This window comes from Halomonas kalidii, assembly GCF_030010475.1.
Taxonomy (GTDB): domain Bacteria; phylum Pseudomonadota; class Gammaproteobacteria; order Pseudomonadales; family Halomonadaceae; genus Halomonas; species Halomonas heilongjiangensis.
Genome location: NZ_JASCQN010000021.1, coordinates 24441 through 43423, shown reverse-complemented (window position 1 = coordinate 43423; position 18983 = coordinate 24441). Strand labels below are relative to the sequence as shown.

Here is an 18983-nt window from a genome sequence, read left to right as displayed (position 1 = left end):
AACAATCGGCGAAAAGACGGAGTTTACGCGGTGTAAATGAGTACTTTGAGCCGATTTTTAACGCCGTATGACCGAGCGCAGGCAGTTTTCAGACAAAGCGTAGGCATTACGCGAGGTTCCCATGTCAAATCCCTGCATTATCTGCGTTGCCATCACCGGCAGCCTGCCACGCAAAGAGAACAACCCGGCGGTTCCGATCACCATCGAGGAGCAGATCGAGAGCACCCAGGCGGCCTTCGAGGCCGGGGCGACCATTGCGCACTGCCATGTCCGCAACGAGGATCAGACCCCGACCTCGGATCCCGAGAAGTTTGCCCGTTTGCTGGAAGGACTGCGCAAGCACTGCCCGGGCATGATCGTCCAGCTGTCCACCGGCGGCCGCTCTGGTGCCGACCGTGAGCGCGGCGGCATGCTACCGCTGAAGCCCGACATGGCCAGTCTGTCGGTGGGGTCCAACAACTTCCCTACGCGCGTCTACGAGAATTCCCCCGACCTGGTGGACTGGCTCGCCTCCGAGATGCTGACCTATGACATCAAGCCCGAGATCGAGGCCTTTGACCTGTCGCATATCCATCAGGCGGTGAACCTGATGAAGCAGGGCAAGATCAAGGCGCCGCTGTACGTCCAGTTCGTGATGGGCGTGAAGAACGCCATGCCGGTCGACAAGCCGACCTTCGACTTCTACATCGAGACCCTCGAGCGACTGGCGCCGGGTTCCCAGTGGTGCGGGGCCGGTGTCGGCGCCAACCAGTTAGTGCTCAACGAATGGTCGATCGCCGCCGGAGGCCACACTCGCACTGGCCTCGAGGACAATGTCCGCTGGGACAAGGAGCGCTTGGCACCCTCGAATGCCGCCTTGGTCGAGCGGGTGGCGGAGCTTTGCGAGAAATACGAGCGTCCGGTGGCTACCTGGCAACAGGCTCGCGAGATCCTGGGGCTCAAGGCGGTTTAACGACTCTCCATCGGGTCCATTTCGGGGGCCACTAACGGACGGTACGGACCGCCGTCGAGGGGGAAAACATTGAATTTTGACGTTAGGCGTCAGGAGAGACTTCCATGGCATTTCTGAACATCAACGGCCGCAGCGTGGCCTATCGCCTGCTCGGAGCCGAGGCGCTGCCGCTGGTGGTGCTGGCCCATCCGCTGGGCATGAGCCAGGCGGTGTGGGACGACCTGCTGCCGGCGCTGCTGCCACGCTACCGCGTGCTGACCTGGGACCTGCCCGGCCATGGCGCCAGCCAGGCCTGGGGCGAGGGAGCGATCACCCCGGCCGACCTGGCAAGCGAGGCCCTGGCCCTGGCCGATCATGCCGGCGCCGGCCGCTTCCACTTCGCCGGCACCTCCATCGGCGGCGTGGTGGGCCAGCAACTGCTGGCCGAGCACGCCGAGCGGCTCTACTCCGTCACCCTGACCAACACCGGGGCGGTGATCGGCACCACGGAGCTCTGGACCACCCGCGCCGGCCGGGTGCGTAGCGAGGGCCTGGGAGCGATCAGCGACGAGATCGTGCCGCGCTGGTTCTCCGCCGGTCGCATCGAGGCCAATCCGGCGCTCAAGAACGGCTGGATGACCCAGATGGGGCGTGGCGACGACGAGTCCTATGCGCGCCTGTGCGAGATGCTGGGCAGCCACGCCTTTACCGGCAAGCTGACCAGGAAGGGAGTGAAGGTGCAGTTGCTGGGCGGCAGCGAGGACCTGGCAACCCCGCCGGCGACGCTGGAGGCCCTGGCGGCCGAGTGCGACGGCGCGCCGCTGGAGATCCTCGACGCTGTCGGCCATGTGCCTTCCGTGGAGGTGCCGGCCCTGTTCGCCGAGAAGCTGCTGGCGGTGCTGGCGGTGGACCTGGGCGACGTGGGTGAGCGGGGCGTCGACTACGCCACCGGCCTGACGACCCGCAAGCAGGTGCTGGGCGAGGAGCACGTGGCTCGCTCCACCGAGAACGCCACCAGCCTGGATGCCCCCTTCCAGCAGATGATCACCCGCCTGGCCTGGGGCGAGCTGTGGAGCAACGACGACCTGACCCGTCGCGAGCGCAGCATGATCACCACTGGCATCCTGGCCGCCCTGGGCCGCGATGGCGAACTTGCGCTGCACCTCAAGACGGCGAAGCGTATCGGCCTCACCGAGGCGGAGCTGCGCCAGGTGCTGATGCACGTGGCCATCTATGGTGGCGTACCGGCGGCCAATCACGCCTTTGGGTTGGCCAAGCAGCTGGGCTGGGGCGGGGAGCAGGCCTAGATCCACGCCAGCGATTTCCCGGAGCATTGCTGAGAAATCAGCGGGTTGAAAGTGCTCTGGCGGTGAGCTGCCGGCGCTGGGAGGCCCTAGGGGCGGGCCTCGGTGCCGTTGAGGGGCGATCCGCTTGGACCTTTTGTTAGGGTGCTAAGAAGGTGTGCCTCATGGCATGATGCCGAACCGGCCTGCGGGCCGGTTTCGGCTTTCGGGAGACGGGGGAGGGGCATGAACCAGGACGCGGCGACCATGGCATCCTCGGACAGGCTGCGCCAGGCCCTGCTGGCCTATGGCCTGCTGTGGTGCCTGGGGCTCTATCTGCGCCTGACCGTGCTGGTGGTGCCGCCGCTGATCCCCCAGCTCAAGGCGGTGCTGGGCTTCACCGGCGGCGAGGTGGCCATCGCCACCAGCCTGCCGCTGGTGACCCTGGCGGTGGGCGGCCTGGCGACGGGCTGGCTGCTGGCTCGGCTCGGGGTGCGCCACTGCATGCTGGGCGGCCTGGGAGTGATGGCTTTGGGCAGCGGCCTGCGCAGCCTGCCGGAGGGTTTCCCGCCCTTTATGCTGGCGACCCTGCTGATGGGCGCCGGCATCGCCCTGATGCAGGCGGCGATGCCGGTGCTGGCCAAGCTCTGGGCGCCCGAGCGCATCGGCCGCGCCTCGGCGGTCTACACCAACGGCCTGTTGGTGGGCGAACTGCTGGCCGCCGGGGCCACCGGGCCCCTGGTGGCCGCCTGGCTCGGCGCCCAGTGGCAGTGGGCCTTCGCCCTCTGGGTCGCGCCGGTGCCGCTGCTGATGCTGGCCCTGGTGGTGGGCGGCCGACGCCTGCCGGCCATGACGAGCGGTTCCCGGGCCGCCGGCCTGATCCTGCCGGATATTCGCGACGGTCGCATGTGGCGCCTGGTGGCGCTGCTCGGCGCGGCGGCGGCGCTCTACTTCACCGGCAACGTCTTCCTGCCGCCGCTGCTCGAGGAAAGCGACCGCCTGGCACTGCTGGCGCCCAGCCTGACGGCGCTCAACGGCGCCCAGATGGTCTCCTCGGCGCTGCTGATCCTCTACGCCGACCGCCTGATGGGGCGGCCGCGGCCCTTGATCGCCATCACCGCCCTGGCCCTGCTGGCGCTGCCGCTGATGCTCTGGCTGCCGGGCAGCGGGGTGGTGTGGGCCGCCGGGGTGTTCGGCTTCTTCACCAGCGCGCTGTTCATCTTCGTGCTGGCGCTGCCGGCCTGGCTGGTACGCCTCGAGGCGCTGCCGCGACTGATGGCCGGCATGCTCTGCTTCGGCTATCTTCTGGTCTTCGCCATCACCGTGGTCGGCGGCTGGTTCAATGATCTCTCGGGGACCGTGGCGCTGGCCTTCCTGCCGACCCTGCTGATCAGTCTGGTGGCCATGGCGAGCACCCGCCGACTGCTCGCCTCCCGCCAGCAGGAGACCTGAATGCTCAATGCCCGGATCAAGCTGCGCCACCTGCAGGCCTTCCTCGAGGTGGCCCGGCAGCGCAGCTTCGCCCGAGCCGCCGAGCGGCTGGCGATCACCCAGCCGGGCATGTCCAAGACCATCCGCGAGCTCGAGGAGGTCCTCGACACCAGCCTGTTCGAGCGCACGCCCCAGGGCGTGGCCCTGACCCAGGCGGGCCTCACCCTGCTGCGCCACGCCGGGCCGGCACTGCGGGCCCTGGAGGAGGGCGTGGGGGCGATCGGGGATACCCATCAGGGGACGCGCTGGCTGCGGGTGGGGGCGCTCTCCACCGTGGAGAGTCGGCTCTTGCCCAAGGCGCTGCGCCGCTGGCACGCCGAAGGCTCGACGCACGGCGAGGTGGGCGTCAACGTGGTCACCGGCCCCAGCGCCTTCCTGCTCTCGCGGCTGCGCCGCGGCGAGCTGGACCTGGTGGTGGGGCGCATGACCGAGGCCCGCGAGATCCAGGACCTGGCCTTCGAACACCTCTACTACGAGCGACTGCTGCTGGTGGTGCGGGCCGGCCACCCCCTGGACGGCGTGGATCCCCTGCCGCCCGAGGCGCTGACCGATCACCCCTGGGTGTTGCCACCGCCCCAGACCACCCTGCGCCAGCAGGTGGACAGCTTCTGCGTGCGCCACGCCCTGAGCCTGCCGTCGCGCCTGCTGGAGACCCTCTCGCTGCCCCTCAGCCGCCACTATACCCTCGAGAGCGAAGCGATCTGGGTCGCCCCGGAGGAGGCCGTCGCCGAGGATCTCGCCGCGGGCCGGCTGTGCCGACTGAGCCTGGATCTCGAGTCCCACGGCGGCTCGGTGGGGCTGTGCACCAACGCCAGCATGCAGCCCTCGCTGGCCCTGGAGGCCTTCTGCGAGATCCTGCGCCAGGTAGCGACGGGATCCCTCAGGGTATAACCACTGGGTTATGAGCGTGGCGCGAGACGTCAATTGGCAGCCCTGCGACAAGCCGCCACACTGATCCCGATCAACTCCAGCCCAGAGACGACTCGATATGCAGCAGGATAACAAGCGCTACGTAGAGCGCGACCGTGACTGGCACCCCGCCGCCTATACGCCCGGCTACAAGACCTCAGTGGCCCGTTCGCCCAGCCAGGCGCTGGTCAGCCTGCAGACGCCCAGCGTCTCCGAGCTGACCGGCCCGGACTTCCGCCAGCTGCGCATGGGACCCCACGACAACGACCTGCTGCTCAACTATCGTGAAGACCACGCGTTGGCAGGGGCGGCTGGCCTGCCGGTCGGCGAGCGCATCATCATGTTCGGCCGGGTCATCGACCAGTTCGGCAAGCCGGTGCCGCACACCCTGGTGGAGATGTGGCAGGCCAATGCCGGCGGTCGCTATCGCCACAAGAAGGACGCCTACCTGGCACCGCTGGACCCCAACTTCGGCGGGGTGGGGCGCTGCCTCACCGACGACCAGGGCTGGTATCGCTTCCGCACCATCAAGCCCGGCCCCTACCCTTGGGGCAACGGCATCAACACCTGGCGCCCGGCGCATATCCATGTCTCGGTGATGGGGCCGGCGATCTCCACCCGCCTGGTGACCCAGATGTACTTCGAGGGCGACCCGCTGATCCCGATCTGCCCCATCGTGCAGACCCTCAACGACCCGGAGGCCGTCGAGACCATGATCGGGCGCCTCGACATGGCGCGCAGCCGCCCCATGGACTGCCTGGCCTACCGCTTCGACCTGGTGGTGCGCGGCGAACTGCAGACCTATTTCGACAATCAGTAACCGCTTCGAAAACCAGTGACAGGATGGGGTAACCAGACCATGCAACAGCCGAATTCCCGACCCTGCAGCGAGTTGATGCTGCGCGAGACCGCCTCCCAGACCGCCGGCCCCTACGTGCATATCGGCCTGGCCCTGCACGTGGCCGGCCTGCCCGAGCGCGACGAGGAGATCTGGAGCCGGATGGCCAGACCCGAGGCCGAGGGCGAGTCCATCGAGGTGGTCGGCACCGTGATCGACGGCAACGGCGACCTGGTGCGCGACGCCCTGCTCGAGGCCTGGCAGGCCGACGCCCAGGGCCAGTACCGGCCCGAGTACGACCTGCACAAGCCCTTCAACGGCTTCGGCCGCACCGCCACCACCGCCGAGGGTGGCAGCGAGTGGTCGCTGACCACCATCAAGCCCGGCGCGGTGACGCGCGGCGACGGCAAGGTGATGGCACCGCACATCAACCTGGCGGTCTTCGCCCGGGGCATCAACATCCACCTGCAGACCCGCCTCTACTTCGAGGACGAGGCGGAGGCCAACGCCGCCTGCCCGGTGCTCAATGCCATCGAGTCGCCGGCCCGCCGCCAGACCCTGATCGCCAAGCGCGAGGAGGCCGACGGCAAGGTGCGCTACCGCTTCGATATCCGCCTGCAGGGCGAAGGTGAGACCGTGTTCTTTGATTTCTAAACGCTTCGATTTCTGATTGGTCGTCACGACGGTGACGTCAGCCCCGCCTTGGCGGGGCCTTTTCATTTGTTCTGACGGGCCGCGATGATGCGATCGAGGATGTCGAGCAGCCACTCCCGCTCCCCCTCCTTCATGAAGGTGTCGAAGGCTTCCTCGCCCGCGACCGACTTGCGGTTGAGGCGCTCGGTGAAGGTCTTGCCCTTTTCCGTCAGATAGAGGGCGTAGGAACGGCGATCGTTCTTCGACTTGCGGCGTTCCACCACCTCCATGCTCTCCAGCTTGTCGATGGCGGCCACCATGGCCGAGCGGTCGACGTCCAGGGCCGCCGAGACCGCCGACTGGGTGAGCCCCGGGTTGTGGTAGATGATGGCGAGGATACTGAACAGGCCCGGCGTGATGCCTTCCTGGGCGCAGGCCTCGAAGAAGACATCGAAGTAGACGAGCTGGGCGCGTCTCAGCTTGTAGCCGAGGCGCGATTGCAGCATCGAGTAGTCGATTCCATTCCTGTCGTCGCTGTTCATGTGTCTGCCTGCCCCTCATAGACCAATGTTTAACACGCATAATGTTTTGTGGTTAAACAGTTTGTGAAAGTATTGAGGTGCATGCTATCAAGGCGCCGCTGTCTAGGGTAGCGCACGCCATCACCGATCCTGACAACGATCACAACCCGCAGGAGCGCCCATGTCCCACCCCTTCCGCGATGTCCGTTTGGGCACTGCTACCGCCAAGTTGATCCCGCGCGCCGATGGCACCCAATTGCTCAATGTCGAGGAACCGCTGGGCGACTACCCCGCCACCCTGCTCGAATGCCTGCATCGCTGGGCCCGTGAGGCGCCGGACCGGACCTTCGTGGCGCGGCGCGATGCCCGTGGTGAGTGGCAGCGCCTGAGCTATGCCGAGACCCTGACCCGGGTACGCCATCTGGCGCAAGGACTGTTGAATCACGGCCTGAGCCCCGAGCGGCCCCTGGCCATCCTCGGTGGCAACTCCATCGAGCACCTGCTGCTGGCGCTGGCGGCCATGTACGTGGGCATCCCCTTTGCCCCCGTCTCGCCGGCCTACTCGCTGGTCAGCCGGGACTTCGGCAAGCTGCGCCATATCGTCGAGCTGCTGACCCCGGGCCTGCTGATGGTCGATCGGGCGGAAGACTTCGCCGCCGCCCTGGCCGCGGTTCGCCCCGACGACTGCGCCTGCCTGGCGGTGGTCCCCGATGGGGTGTCGGGCGTGCAGGACGTCGCCGAGCTGCTGGCGACGCCGGTGACCGAGGCGGTCGATGCCGCCCAGGCGGCCGTCACCCCCGATACCATCGCCAAGTTCCTGTTCACCTCCGGCTCCACCGGCATGCCCAAGGGGGTGATCAATACCCACCGCATGCTGTGCGCCAACCAGGAGATGCTGGCGGCACAGATGCCCTTCCTGCGCGACGAGCCCCCGGTGCTGGTGGACTGGCTGCCCTGGAACCACACCTTCGGCGGCAACCACAACATCGGCATCGTGCTCTACAACGGCGGCAGCCTCTACATCGACGATGGCCGTCCGGTGCCCGGCGAGTTCGAGAAGACCATCGCCAACCTCCGCGAGATCTCGCCGACGGTCTACTTCAACGTGCCCAAGGGCTTCGAGATCCTGGTCGACTACCTGAAGCGCGACGATGCCCTGCGCGAGACCTTCTTCTCGCGACTCAACCTGATGTTCTTCGCTGCGGCGGGGCTCTCGCAGCATATCTGGGACGAGCTCGACCGCCTGGCCGTCCAGACCCTGGGCTGCCGGGTGGGCATGCTGACCGGCCTGGGCGCCACCGAGACGGCGCCCTCGGCGATGTTCGCCTCGCTGGAGGAGTCGCAGTCCGGCGTGGTGGGCCTGCCGGCCCGCGGGGTGACGGTCAAGCTGGTGCCCAATGGCGGCAAGCTGGAGTGCCGGGTGAAGGGGCCCAGCGTGATGCCGGGCTATTGGCGCCAACCCGAGGTCACCGCCAGGAGCTTCGACGAGGAGGGGTTCTATTGCCTGGGCGATGCGGTCAGGTTCATCGACCCGGACGATCCCCAGCGCGGCATGCGCTTCGACGGGCGCATCTCCGAGGACTTCAAGCTCGATACCGGCACCTGGGTCAGCGTCGGGCCGCTGCGCGCCCGCATCATCGAGGCCGGGGCGCCCCATGTGAAGGATGCGATGATCGCCGGGCTCGACAAGCCCTATGTCTCGGCCATGGTCTTCCCGGACCTGGAGAAGTGCCGAGAACTGGCGGGACTGGACGGCACGGCCGAGGCCGCCGCGGTGCTGGCCAGCGAGCCGGTGCGCGAGCGATTCCTGCAACTGCTGCGCGACCTGGACGCCCAGAGCACGGGCAGCTCGACCCGGGTGCGTCGGCTGGTGCTGCTCGACGCGCCGCCACGCCTGGATGCCCACGAGGCCACCGACAAGGGCTCGATCAACCAGCGTGCCGTGCTGGAGAACCGGGCCGAGGTCGCGGCCGGCCTCTACCGCGACGCGCCACCGCCGGCCGTGCTGCGGCTCGACTGAGTGCCCACGGGGAATCACCCATGCTGATCCATACCCATACCCGGCTGATCGAGTGGGGCGACTGCGATCCGGCGGGGATCGTCTTCCACCCCCGCTACCTGGCCTACTTCGATAGCGGCACCAACCTGCTGTTCGCCAAGGCGGGGTTCGACACGACGACACTGCAGGCGCGCTTCGAGGTGATCGGCTACCCCGTGGTCGATCTGCGCACCCGCTTTCTCGCCCCCTGCCGCCACGGCGACGAGGTGCGCATCGAGACGCGGATCGCCGAGTTCCGCAACAGCAGCTTCGATGTGCAGCATGTCCTGCATCGCGGCGACGCCGTGGCCGTGGAGGCCAGGGTGACCCGCGTCTGGGCGGGGTGGCACCCGGAGGATCCCCGGCGCATGCAGGGCAGGCCGGTACCGGAAGAGGTGCGGGCGGCCTTGAGGCACGACGGGGGGTGATATGACAAGGCGATGGAATAACCCCGGCATGTGGCCCGAGCCGCTCTGATCCAAGCGCTCTTACCCATACGCTCTTATCCATGGTAAGAGTAACGTGTAGCTGATCCAGGGAGAGGAGATACCCAACATCAGGTGACAATATGAACAATAATAGCAAGGCGCGGAACCCAAGGCTGGATGAGAATGACCTCAAATGCTTCAGCCGTGAAGTGCTGAAGTTGTCAGAACTGTCCGAGGATTCGTCTGCCGAAAGCTGGTTACATGAAGCCATTCTGATCTTCAGTAATGTCGTGAGCTTCGATTCGGCATGGTGGGGCCAAGTCTATATTCCAACGGATAACTCACCACCGAAGAATTTGATGCATGGAAGTCACGGCTTGAGCGCATCCTTTGCAGAGGAATGGAATGGCATCTCCGGGATAGACTGCTATGCGAACACCTCGATTTCCTGCCTGGGGAGGGCCGTGAGGGACAACAATAACGAAGCATCGAAAGGTGGAAATGAGGAGGTGGAGGCATTCTGCAAGCGACATGACATCTTCCATAGCATGGCCGTGACGCAGGAGTTTCCTTCCAGTGGCATGCTGTTCTTCGTGTCTATAAATAGAGGAAATTCAGGCGTTGGCTTCGACGATGCCGAGTCAATATTGATGGAAGAGTTTTTTAATCATTTGACCTGTTGTTGGCGAGCCCATCTGTCGACGATCCGATCCGATGGTCTACCGAGTGTCTGGGATAGTTATGCGCTGGCCAGCATGCAAGGAAAGTTGCTCTATATTGGCAGGGATGTCGGTACAGCACTCAGTGAAAAGTATGCTGGCTGGCAAGGGTCCAGCTTGCCGGACAGCATATCCAGCCTAGAGAGTCGTGTGCCCTGTACGATGTATCCTGATGGCAAGCAGGGGATCATCGTTCAGCAGTGTGGAGACCTGGTCTCTCTGGTTCTATCTTCGCGTCAGCAGTCCTCCTCTCTATCGCCTCGTGAACTCAGTGCGGCGAGGCTATATTCACTGGGCAACTCCTACAAGGAAGTGGCCCGTGCTCTCGGCGTTACCCCTGCAACTGCGAGGACCTACCTCCGCAGTGCCTATATCCGGTTGGGCGTCAGCAACAAGGTAGAGCTGATCTCGGCTCTTCGCCAGCCTGGTAGCAGTTGAGGAGTGGGCATGATCCCTTGCCCAAGAAGAAAAAGGCCCCCATAGTTTGTTGAGACTGGTTGTTGAGATATTTCTATGGGGGCGCTGAGGGTGAGCCATCGCACCGGGATGCCTTATGGCTCGTGTCTGAAAGTGACTAGAATCTTTTGGATATTGAACCTACAAAGGTCGATGAACAAATATCATCGGCTCCGAAGGAAGAGGCGCACTCGGATTTCGATAAGTCGGTGTCTATATAGGACAGGCGAAAGTCCAGTCCCCATTGTTGTTTGCCTATGCCAATCTCCCAGTCGTAATAGGTGCTGCGGCTGGATCCCTCGCTGTCGATATATATATCATTCTCAGTGTCTGTGAGACCGTAGCGGACATCAATAGATAAGCCGTGCGGGAGCTTGTGTTCATACTCCACCCAGGCGATAGTGCGTTTTTCATTGAATGGCTTGATGTCGTCAGTATACTTTACTCCAAGGGTGGCGCCATATGCGCTGAGTGTCCCAATCCACTCCCCGAAGTTGAATTGGCTGCTGCTGGGGTATTCGTACTCGAGCCGGCTGAAGGAGGCGAAAATATTCTCTGAGAGCGGTCGTGCGATACCGAGGTAGTAGGCAAATTCTCTATTGGCTGCAGTGCCGAAATCTATGTTGGAAGTAAATATTCCGACATGCCCCCCGCTTTTCTTGTGGACCAAGGTGGCATCCATCCATAAGGCAGAGTTGTTGTTCGTCATTGAAATTCCGCCGGCACGATAATCGCTTAATCCCTTGATATCAAGTGCTAAATCAAGTTCTTCAGTGAGCTCCACGGCATGAGCCGATAGAGTGAAGGTGAAAGCGATTCCCGCAACAATCAGAATTGTTGATTTCTTCATCATTATATTTTTCCTTGTTTTAGGAGATGACATAAGGGGGCGTGAAGTCCTGCGATCCTGTCCACCTTTAAAGGTTGTGGAAGGAATCGCAGGCGTTAAAGTGGATTCAGATGTGGATTATTCTGAGAAGAGGTGTGATATCTTCTCAAGGAACTCGAGGTTGACTTCCTCCCAGCCAAGTGGATCGGGGGTGTGGCTAAGTTTTACGATCACGGTTTGGGTTTGAGGGTCAATGTAGATGAACTGGTTGTAGAGGCCGATGGCAGAATAGGCATCCGACTCAGGTAAGGTCCACCACTGATACTGATAACCGATGGGTGAGCCTTCCTCAGTGCGTTCATAGCCAGGATCGGAAACGGTAGATTCTTCTACCCACGCTTCAGAGATCACTTGGGTGCCATTAGCCTCGCCCATATTGAGCATCAAGAGTCCCAAGCGGCCGAGATCGCGTAGCGTAGCATTGAAGCCGGCACCATAGAATTCATTGCCGACAGGCTCGGGGCCATCCATGATCCAAAAGGCATCTGATTCCATGCCGGCGGGCTTCCAGATCTTCTCCGACATGTACTCTGCCGCCGTCGTGCCCACTGCACTCTCCAGCAAGCAGCCGAGTACACTGGTGTCCAGGGTGGAGTAGTTGAACTGATCTCCGGGTTCGTGCAGCTTCTCTGAAGACGTCACAGCATAGTCGCACCACCGATACTTGTAAGCGACCAGAGAATTGTCATGAACCTCTGTGAGTTGCGTGTCTCCTCCAAATTCGTAGTGCTCATCCCAAGCCACACCTGAGCGCATCCGGAGTAGATCAATTATTCTGGTACCTTCGAAGCCGGTCCCCACCAGCTCCGGAAGGTAGTCGGTTACCTTGTCGTTTAGACTGGCGATCTTGCCATCTTCGACAGCCAGGCCAATCAAGGTTGCAATAATCGATTTGGACACTGAGAAGACGGCATGCGGATGCGTTTCGCTTAACCCGTTACGATAGTGCTCATAAGAAATTTTGCCATCGTTGATGACTAGCAGTGCATTGGTCCGGGTTTTTTCTAGGAACTCCTCAAGAGACAGCTCTTCCCCCTCCATCGAGAAGGTTCCATTGATCTCGACCAGGTCTTCCTCCAGTCGCCATGGGGTGGACGATGCCTCCACAGTGCGGGTGGAAAACATTTTGTTAAAGTTCTGGAAAGTCAGGTAATTGAGGTCGGGGTGAAACATATTGGCCCGGGCATTGATCATGGTGTCCGTGGTCCACTTTTCCTCGTTGTGATCAAGAGGGGATGCCAGGCAGGTTGCCGAGTAAAGAGAGGCGATAGCGGCAATGACAATGGCATTGCTGTTTTTTTTGAATGTCATGGTTAGACCCTTATTCTGTGTTGGTCAGGCGAGAAGGCTCGAGGCAGCGCTATCTATGAGCGATACCCATACTAGAAAGGAATGTTGAGAAAAAAACCTCTGCAGATGCAGAGGGGGTAGTAGAAGCTGTACTGGCGACGGTCATGGAAGCCCCAGCCAGCATGCTGGCAAGCCGATACCGTAAGAGGTGAACGTGGCCCTGCGGTAGGGGTAGGGACGCTTTGTCCCGGTCATGACGTCGACATGCAGGGCGACGTGGTCGTGGTAAAGCTCCACCTCGGCGACGACCCTCAGGAGCGATTCGACTTTAGGAGGGCAGGGGGAGACACGATACAGCCGCCGACCCATGTCATTTCGTACCTACCCCTTTGTTTTCATGACTTTTTTCCTGGCCTCTCCATCTGTTCGTATTTCGAGTGTTTTGCAGGAGATAATACTGTTCATGACAACAAGGTGTCAGAAGAAAGTATTATTTATCAGCATTCTAGCGCTGAGCAGCATCAAGACACATAACGGGAACATACAAGGACAACAGCAACACGACTGGCGCTAGCGCCTCTGATCCTCTCTGTTGGTAGCCTTCTTCGGCACGGCGGTGACCGACGATCGTACCGACTACAACGTAGCGGCGGGCCGCATCGTCAGCATCTGAGATCGCTGCTCGCGGGAAGGCTTGACTAGCTTACTCGGCTCGACAGGCCTGGCGCCTGCCGAGTTTTCATGCCGGCGGTACCGCAGTGGCCGCTTCCAGGGTCTCCATGAAGGCGCGGGCGACGGCGTCCAGCATGGCATCGCCGGCTAGGGCGGGGGGGTGCCAGAGGTGCATGTTGCGCTCGCCGAAGTCGGCCGCCACCGGCAGGCTCTGCAGGCCGTAGTGTGGGGCGGCGATGTTGGTGAGGCGCTCGGGCATGATGCTCAGGTAGTCGCCGGTAGGCAGGATGTTCAGGCAGATCATGGCATCGCCGGCCAGGGCGATATGGGTGTTCACCTGCTTGAGCCCGGCCTTCTGCAGGCGTTCCACCGGTGACTCCTCGAACTTGGCGTAGGTGGCGATATTGACCCAGGGGTAGCCGACCAGTTCGCCGATCTCGATGCGCTGCTGCTGGGCCAGGGGGTGATGGCGGGAGGCGAAGATGGCCAGGCGATCCTCGAAGAGGGTGATGCGGTCGAGTTCCTGGCTCGCCGAGATCACCGTGGGGGCCACGGCGATATCCAGCTCGTCATCGTTGATCTTCTCGAACAGCCGGTAGGGGGTATCCACCTGGATCAGCAGTGACAGGCTCGGGTAGTCGCGCAGCAGCGCCTCGGTGACGGTGTGCATCAGCAGGCTGGCCATCAGGGGACCGACCCCGATGCGCAGCTCGGTCTGCATGCCCAGGCCGAAGCGGGTGGCGGACTGCTCGGCCGCCCACACCGACGTGGCGATGGCGCGCCCCTGGCGTGCCAGCGTGCCGCCGAGGGACGTCTGGCGCACCCCGTGACGGCTGCGGGTGAAGAGGGAACCGCCGGCCTGCATCTCCAGCGTCTGCATGTTCTTGGTCAGGGTCGGCTGGCTGATGTGCAGCTTGCCGGCGGCCTGGCTGATGGAGCCGCAGTCGAGAATGATGGCCAGCTGCATCAGGTGCTTGGCTTCCAAGGCGGTGTCCTCGTCGCTGTATGTATTCAAAAATTTTGCTCAAGCATATTAAAAATGAATTTTTGGAATCGCAATGCCTGAGGCAGGATAGGACACCCAGCGTGATACGAGGCGGCCCGGTGCTGCTTCGTCTTTGCTCTCGAGTCTTGCCACGGAGGTAGTCGATGTTCGAAGTCACGGCCCTGCTGTTCGGTGTCCTCTGTGGCCTGTTGATCCTGCTTTCCGGGGTCGGCGCCGGGGTGATCATGGTGCCGGGCCTGATGCTGCTGTTCGGCGTGGCGCCGGCCACGGCGGTGGGCACCGCCAGCCTGGTCTCGGTACTGATCAAGGTGGTAGCGACCTATGCCCACGGGCGCGACAGCCGCGTCGACTGGACGCTGTTCAAGCGTTTCTCGCGCTGGGCGGTGCCCAGTTGCCTGCTGCTGGCCCTGGTCATCACCCTGCTGTTGCGCACCTCCTGGGGGGGGAGCGTGCAGCATGGGCTCAAGCTGGCGGTGCTGGCCGCCGCCGGCTTCGCACTGCTGGCCAGCTTCCGGCCCCAGGTACTGCAGCACGTCGGCCAGTGGCTGGGCGGGCTGATGCCCTCGGCCTGCGGGGCCATGGTGGGGGCGACCGGGGTGGGGGGCGGCGTGCTGATCGTGCCGACCCTGCGCGCCATGAGCGGCGCCGACATCAAGGTGGTGGTGGGCACCTCGACGGTCATCGGCCTGCTGCTGTCGGCCTGCACCGGGCTGGTGTTCAGCGGCGGCGGCCATCTCGAGCCGCTGCTCGCCCTGCTGGTGACCCTGGGCGGCGCCGTGGGAGTGATGCTGGGCCGGCCCCTGGTCGCCCGGCTGTCGAGCCGTGCCGTCAGCGGCCTGGTCTATACCCTGATCGGCGTCTCGCTGCTCAACATGACCTACGATCTCCTCCTGGTGTGATCGGTAGATCCCCTGAGCGAGGAAGCGCACCGAGAGCGCCTCGGTGACCTGCGGGGTGTCATCGCATCGGAGCGACCGGCGGATCGCATGCGACTAAAGGCGAGTGAATTGGACTAAAGTCTAAGGATCGGCTATTCTGTTAGCATCCTTATGAAATGACCGAGGTCCCATGCCATGACCACCCAGACGCTCTCCTATAGCGCGCCCGCCACTGCGCCCGAGATCCCCCTGATCAAGCGTATCGGCCTGACCGCCCTTCGGCTGCTCGAGCGGATGACCGAGAGCGCCTACCGTCAGCACCAGGTCCGCTTGCGCAACAATTTTTATATTTAACTGAAGATATATCTAACGGAAGAGGTCTCGCCCGCATCGAGGCGGGAGGGCAACGCGATACAACGAGAAGAGCCAGCGCTGTGCGCTGGCTCTTTTCGTTGTGGGGTGAGGGCTGGCTCAGGCGATGCGCTTGGGCCAGGGACTCGTCTCGCTGGCGGCGAGCATCTGGCGCAGCAGCGCCTCGGTCAGGGCGTGACGCTGCTCGCGATGGGCCGGATCGTCCCAGAGGTTGCGGGTCTCGTGGGGATCGCGCTCCAGATGGTAGAGCTCGCCCCACGCCTGGTCCTGGTAGAGCGTCAGCCGGTAGCCGTCCCGGAGCAGGGTGCGCGAGTGGGCCGGCTCGCTGAAGCCCCAGTGGGCGATATTGTCCTCGTGTTCGATCAGCAATGAGCGCCGTTCCCACGCCTCGCCGTGCAGCAGCGGCAACAGGCTGGTGCCCTGGATACCGTGATAGGGGGTGATGCCGGCGCACTCGAGAATAGTCGGCGCCATGTCGATGGCCGAGGTCAGGGCCGCGGTGCGGCGCGCCTCGCCCGCCCCGGGCTCGGCCCAGATCAGCGGCACCCGGGTGATGCTGCGCAGCGGGGCGGGGCCCTTCAGCAGCAGGTTGAAGTCGCCCATGTAGTCGCCGTGGTCGCTGGTGAAGATCACCACGGTATCGTCGGCGAGCCCGTGTGCCTCGAGGCTCTCCAGCAGGCGGCCCACGGCGTCGTCGATCATGGTGATCATGCCGCAGGTCAGGGCCATGGCCTCGCGAATCTCCCGCTCGCTGGCCATGAAGGCCTTCTCGGTGCGCGCGTTGCGCTCCCCGCGGCGGTACTGGTCGGCGACGAAGCGCAGGTGCGGGGGTGGATTGCGGTGGGCGTCATAGGGCACCTCCACCTCGAAATCGTCGGGATCGTAGAGGTCCCAGTACCTGCCCGGCGGACAGAAGGGATGGTGGGGGTCGGGGAAGGAGACGAAGGCGAAGAAGGGCGCCTCCTCGCCTTGTCGCGAGGCCAGGTAGTCGCAGGCCTGGCGCTCCACGTAGCGGGTGGGATGCAGTTCCTCCGGCATGGCGGTGCGGTAGGCCTGGGGGCAGATGTAGTCATGGGGCAGCTGATGGGCCGGCCCCTGCAGGCGCTCCGGGTCCTCGACCTGGCGGCGCAGCCACCGGTCGTAGTGGCCGCCGCAGTTGTCGCCGTGCCGGGTGACGATGTCGGCATGGGCGAAGCCGTAGTAGGGCAGCTCGACGCGGTACTCCGCCTCGTCGCTCCAGCGCTCCGGCTCCTCGTTGCGCCAGTCCTCGTCGCTCTCCTGGTGGGCATCCGGCACGCGGGCCCCGGCCGCGGGGTTCTGCTGCGGGACGTCGCGGCCGGTGAAGGGCTGCAAGTGGGACTTGCCGATCAGCGCCGTATGGTAGCCCTCCAGGCGCAGCGCCTCGACGAAGGTGCTGTTGTGCCGGGGCAGGTGCAGCCCGTTCTTGCGCAGGCCGTGCACGCTGGGGTAGCGGCCGGTGACCAGGGAGGCGCGGTTGGGCATGCAAACCGGGCTCGCGGTGTAGAACTCCTCGAAGCGGGTGCCCCGCGCCGCCAGGCCGTCGATATGCGGCGTCTTCAGCCGCGGATGCCCCATGCAGCCGAGGTAGTCGGCGCGCTGCTGGTCGGTGATGATGAACAGGAAGTTGGGTCTGCGGGTCATGCCAGGGCTCCCTTCTTGAGGCTGGTTTGGCGGTGCACCACCAGCAGGGCGACACCGAGGAAGAAGGCCGGCCAGTGCACCAGCGGGAAGGTCACCAGCATGGCGATGGCCACGCCCACCCGCAGCGCGGCCTCGACGAGCGAGAGCCGGCAGCGGTCGTGGCAGGCCAGTCCCGAGGCGATCAGCAGCACCGCCAGGGAGAGGCGCAGCAGGATCGAGGCCATGTCGTACCAGGCGCCCGAACCGCCCGCCTCGGGCACCAGCAGGAGCTCCGGGTAGAAGGCGAAGGTGAAGGGCAGCAGGAAGATCACCAGGCCGATGCGGGTCGCCTCCAGGGCGGTCTTGAGCGGCGAGGCCTGGCTGATGGAGGCCGCCGCGAAGGCCGCCACCGCCACCGGTGGGGTGATCGCCGAGGCGACCCCGAAGTAGAACACGAACATATGGGCGACCAGCGGCTCCAGGCCCAGGCGCAGCATGGCCGGGCCCATGATCAGGATGATGGTCAGGTAGGCCGGCAGGGTCGGCATGCCCATGCCCAGCACCAGCGCCGCCATCATGGCCAGCAGCAGCGAGACCAGCAGGCTGCCCCCGGTGGAGGCGCCGATCACCTGGGCGAACTTGATCGGCAGGCCGGTGGAGGAGAGCACGGCGACGATGATGCCGACCACGCCCACCGCGATCAGCAGGGTGGCGAAGCTATTGCCGCCATTGGCCAGGGAGCGGACCAGGGTCAGGGGAGACCGGCGAATCTCGGGGTTGAGCGCCAGGCTCAGCGGCACCACCGAGAAGAGCGCCAGGATGCCGGCGCCGGCCGGGGAGAAGCCGGCGATCAGCGCGACCACCACCACCGTCAGCGGCACCGCGACCATGATCAGGTTGATGAAGTCCTGGCGCTCGGGCCGGTCGGCCGGGTCGAGGTCGACCGGCCGGCTCTCGATGCCCAGGCGGCGCGCCTCGTAGACCACGGCGGCGAACAGCGAGCCGTAGTAGAAGAGCGCGGGAATCAGCGCGGCGACGATGATGGTCAGGTAGGAAATGCCGATGAAGTCGGCCATCACCAGGGCCGCGGCGCCCATGATCGGCGGCATGATCTGGCCGCCGCTGGAGGCGGTGGCCTCGACGCCCCCGGCGAAGGCGGGGCTGAAGCCGCGGCGTTGGATCATCGGGATGGTGATCACCCCGGTGCCCACCACGTTGGCCACGGCGCTGCCCGAGACCGAGCCGAACAGCCCGGAGGAGAGGATGGCGGCATGGGCCGGGCCGCCCCGGGCCCGCCGGAAGGCGTGCAGCGAGACCTTGATCAACGAGCCGCCGGCGCCGCTGCCCTCGAGCAGTGCCCCCAGCAGGATGAAGGGCAGGATGGTGTTGATGACGATGGCCAGCAGCGAGCCCAGCACGCCGTTGGTGCTGTTGTACCAGAGGGTATCCGCGGTGCCCTCGATGACGTCGATGGGGGCCATGCGGAACAGCCCCGGCCAGTGGTGGCCGGTGTAGAAGTAGAGCAGCGCCACCCCGGCCACGGCGGTCAGCGCCAGCCCCCACTGGCGCAGGCAGATCAGCAGCAGGGCGGCCACGCCGGCCAGCGCCGTCCAGGCGTGGGCGGCATCGAAGAAGAACAGGCCGCCCTTGAGGCGCTCCATGGTGACGTAGTAGTCGTGCAGGGCCACGATCAGCGCGACGAGCACCCCGACATCCAGCAGGCCGCCCGCCAGGCGCCAGACGGGGCCAGCGCCGTCGGGTGTCTTCAGCAGCGTCTGGCGGCCGACCACCGCCAGGCACGCCAGGCCCAGCATCAGCGGGTGCATGTACTCGTAGCCGAAGGGCCCCAGGCGAGGGATCGGGCCGAAGCTCGGCATGCTGTTGACGATGCCCAGCAGGGCGATGCCGAGGCCGACCGCGTAGGCCAGGACCGCCCGGAGGCGGACCTCGGAGTGCGGGAAGAGTGCGTGAGTCATGGGCAAGCCTGT

17 protein-coding genes are annotated in these 18983 nt (G+C 64.4%); 11 read left to right on the top strand and 6 right to left on the bottom strand.

The window, feature by feature from the left end:
* Positions 1–121 precede the first annotated feature (121 nt).
* The 6 genes from QLQ85_RS03845 to pcaG all read left to right on the top strand — a co-directional run bounded on the left by QLQ85_RS03845 (position 122) and on the right by pcaG (position 6106).
* Complete coding sequence (locus QLQ85_RS03845; protein ID WP_282719969.1) at positions 122–952, top strand: BKACE family enzyme; 831 nt, start codon at positions 122–124, stop codon at positions 950–952.
* 104 nt (positions 953–1056) lie between these two features.
* A complete protein-coding gene (locus tag QLQ85_RS03840; protein ID WP_282737789.1) occupies positions 1057–2238 on the top strand; it encodes an alpha/beta fold hydrolase in 1182 nt (393 codons plus the stop codon).
* A 222-nt stretch (positions 2239–2460) separates the two neighbouring features.
* A complete protein-coding gene (locus QLQ85_RS03835; RefSeq protein ID WP_282737788.1) occupies positions 2461–3666 on the top strand; it encodes an MFS transporter in 1206 nt (401 codons plus the stop codon).
* Positions 3667–4596: a pca operon transcription factor PcaQ gene (pcaQ, locus tag QLQ85_RS03830; protein ID WP_282737787.1), complete on the top strand. Its 930-nt coding sequence runs from the start codon at positions 3667–3669 to the stop codon at positions 4594–4596.
* A 97-nt stretch (positions 4597–4693) separates the two neighbouring features.
* Positions 4694–5434, top strand: coding sequence for a protocatechuate 3,4-dioxygenase subunit beta (gene pcaH / locus QLQ85_RS03825; protein WP_282737786.1), 741 nt, complete (start codon positions 4694–4696; stop codon positions 5432–5434).
* Positions 5435–5473: 39 nt separating this feature from the next.
* Positions 5474–6106, top strand: coding sequence for a protocatechuate 3,4-dioxygenase subunit alpha (pcaG, locus tag QLQ85_RS03820; RefSeq protein WP_282737785.1), 633 nt, complete (start codon positions 5474–5476; stop codon positions 6104–6106).
* Between the two features lie 62 nt (positions 6107–6168).
* Here pcaG and QLQ85_RS03815 read toward each other — a convergent pair whose 3' ends face one another.
* Entirely contained in the window at positions 6169–6627 is a 459-nt protein-coding gene (locus QLQ85_RS03815; RefSeq protein ID WP_282737784.1) for a MarR family winged helix-turn-helix transcriptional regulator, read from the bottom strand.
* A 160-nt stretch (positions 6628–6787) separates the two neighbouring features.
* Between QLQ85_RS03815 and QLQ85_RS03810 the strand changes: the two genes are divergently transcribed.
* The 3 genes from QLQ85_RS03810 (at position 6788) to QLQ85_RS03800 (ending at position 10229) form a co-directional block, all read left to right on the top strand.
* Positions 6788–8626 (top strand): feruloyl-CoA synthase, encoded by a 1839-nt coding sequence (locus QLQ85_RS03810; RefSeq protein WP_282737783.1) that lies wholly within the window; start codon positions 6788–6790, stop codon positions 8624–8626.
* A 20-nt stretch (positions 8627–8646) separates the two neighbouring features.
* Positions 8647–9072: an acyl-CoA thioesterase gene (locus QLQ85_RS03805; RefSeq protein WP_282737782.1), complete on the top strand. Its 426-nt coding sequence runs from the start codon at positions 8647–8649 to the stop codon at positions 9070–9072.
* A 140-nt stretch (positions 9073–9212) separates the two neighbouring features.
* Positions 9213–10229: a helix-turn-helix transcriptional regulator gene (locus tag QLQ85_RS03800; protein WP_282737781.1), complete on the top strand. Its 1017-nt coding sequence runs from the start codon at positions 9213–9215 to the stop codon at positions 10227–10229.
* A 136-nt stretch (positions 10230–10365) separates the two neighbouring features.
* Here the strand turns inward: QLQ85_RS03800 and QLQ85_RS03795 are convergent, their stop codons facing one another.
* From QLQ85_RS03795 to QLQ85_RS03785, 3 genes are all read right to left on the bottom strand, one after another.
* On the bottom strand, positions 10366–11100 hold the full coding sequence (locus QLQ85_RS03795) for a TorF family putative porin (protein WP_282737780.1): 735 nt from the start codon (positions 11098–11100) through the stop codon (positions 10366–10368).
* Between the two features lie 114 nt (positions 11101–11214).
* Positions 11215–12447, bottom strand: a complete 1233-nt coding sequence (locus QLQ85_RS03790) for a serine hydrolase domain-containing protein (RefSeq protein WP_282737779.1) — start codon at positions 12445–12447, stop codon at positions 11215–11217.
* A 718-nt stretch (positions 12448–13165) separates the two neighbouring features.
* Positions 13166–14083 carry a LysR family transcriptional regulator gene (locus QLQ85_RS03785; RefSeq protein WP_282737778.1) on the bottom strand — a complete coding sequence of 306 codons (918 nt, stop codon included), beginning with the start codon at positions 14081–14083 and terminating at the stop codon, positions 13166–13168.
* A gap of 164 nt (positions 14084–14247) precedes the next feature.
* Here QLQ85_RS03785 and QLQ85_RS03780 point away from each other — a divergent pair, with 164 nt between their 5' ends.
* Both QLQ85_RS03780 and QLQ85_RS03775 read left to right on the top strand, forming a co-directional pair.
* Complete coding sequence (locus QLQ85_RS03780) at positions 14248–15003, top strand: sulfite exporter TauE/SafE family protein (protein ID WP_282737777.1); 756 nt, start codon at positions 14248–14250, stop codon at positions 15001–15003.
* A 174-nt stretch (positions 15004–15177) separates the two neighbouring features.
* Positions 15178–15336 (top strand): hypothetical protein, encoded by a 159-nt coding sequence (locus QLQ85_RS03775; protein ID WP_282737776.1) that lies wholly within the window; start codon positions 15178–15180, stop codon positions 15334–15336.
* Between the two features lie 117 nt (positions 15337–15453).
* Here the strand turns inward: QLQ85_RS03775 and QLQ85_RS03770 are convergent, their stop codons facing one another.
* Together QLQ85_RS03770 and QLQ85_RS03765 are read right to left on the bottom strand one after the other, a co-directional pair.
* Complete coding sequence (locus tag QLQ85_RS03770) at positions 15454–17016, bottom strand: sulfatase family protein (protein ID WP_282737775.1); 1563 nt, start codon at positions 17014–17016, stop codon at positions 15454–15456.
* A complete protein-coding gene (locus QLQ85_RS03765; RefSeq protein ID WP_282737774.1) occupies positions 17013–18971 on the bottom strand; it encodes a TRAP transporter permease in 1959 nt (652 codons plus the stop codon). The genes QLQ85_RS03770 and QLQ85_RS03765 overlap by 4 nt, the downstream gene beginning before the upstream one ends.
* Between the last annotated feature and the right edge of the window lie 12 nt (positions 18972–18983).

Excerpts from the sequence above, each read along its gene's own strand:
- QLQ85_RS03845 (WP_282719969.1), top strand. The coding sequence starts at position 122 with ATGTCAAATCCCTGCATTATCTGCGTTGCCATCACCGGCAGCCTGCCA.
- QLQ85_RS03840 (WP_282737789.1), top strand. The coding sequence starts at position 1,057 with ATGGCATTTCTGAACATCAACGGCCGCAGCGTGGCCTATCGCCTGCTC.
- QLQ85_RS03835 (WP_282737788.1), top strand. The coding sequence starts at position 2,461 with ATGAACCAGGACGCGGCGACCATGGCATCCTCGGACAGGCTGCGCCAG.
- pcaQ (WP_282737787.1), top strand. The coding sequence starts at position 3,667 with ATGCTCAATGCCCGGATCAAGCTGCGCCACCTGCAGGCCTTCCTCGAG.
- pcaH (WP_282737786.1), top strand. The coding sequence starts at position 4,694 with ATGCAGCAGGATAACAAGCGCTACGTAGAGCGCGACCGTGACTGGCAC.
- pcaG (WP_282737785.1), top strand. The coding sequence starts at position 5,474 with ATGCAACAGCCGAATTCCCGACCCTGCAGCGAGTTGATGCTGCGCGAG.
- QLQ85_RS03815 (WP_282737784.1), bottom strand. The coding sequence starts at position 6,627 with ATGAACAGCGACGACAGGAATGGAATCGACTACTCGATGCTGCAATCG.
- QLQ85_RS03810 (WP_282737783.1), top strand. The coding sequence starts at position 6,788 with ATGTCCCACCCCTTCCGCGATGTCCGTTTGGGCACTGCTACCGCCAAG.
- QLQ85_RS03805 (WP_282737782.1), top strand. The coding sequence starts at position 8,647 with ATGCTGATCCATACCCATACCCGGCTGATCGAGTGGGGCGACTGCGAT.
- QLQ85_RS03800 (WP_282737781.1), top strand. The coding sequence starts at position 9,213 with ATGAACAATAATAGCAAGGCGCGGAACCCAAGGCTGGATGAGAATGAC.
- QLQ85_RS03795 (WP_282737780.1), bottom strand. The coding sequence starts at position 11,100 with ATGATGAAGAAATCAACAATTCTGATTGTTGCGGGAATCGCTTTCACC.
- QLQ85_RS03790 (WP_282737779.1), bottom strand. The coding sequence starts at position 12,447 with ATGACATTCAAAAAAAACAGCAATGCCATTGTCATTGCCGCTATCGCC.
- QLQ85_RS03780 (WP_282737777.1), top strand. The coding sequence starts at position 14,248 with ATGTTCGAAGTCACGGCCCTGCTGTTCGGTGTCCTCTGTGGCCTGTTG.
- QLQ85_RS03775 (WP_282737776.1), top strand. The coding sequence starts at position 15,178 with ATGACCACCCAGACGCTCTCCTATAGCGCGCCCGCCACTGCGCCCGAG.
- QLQ85_RS03770 (WP_282737775.1), bottom strand. The coding sequence starts at position 17,016 with ATGACCCGCAGACCCAACTTCCTGTTCATCATCACCGACCAGCAGCGC.
- QLQ85_RS03765 (WP_282737774.1), bottom strand. The coding sequence starts at position 18,971 with ATGACTCACGCACTCTTCCCGCACTCCGAGGTCCGCCTCCGGGCGGTC.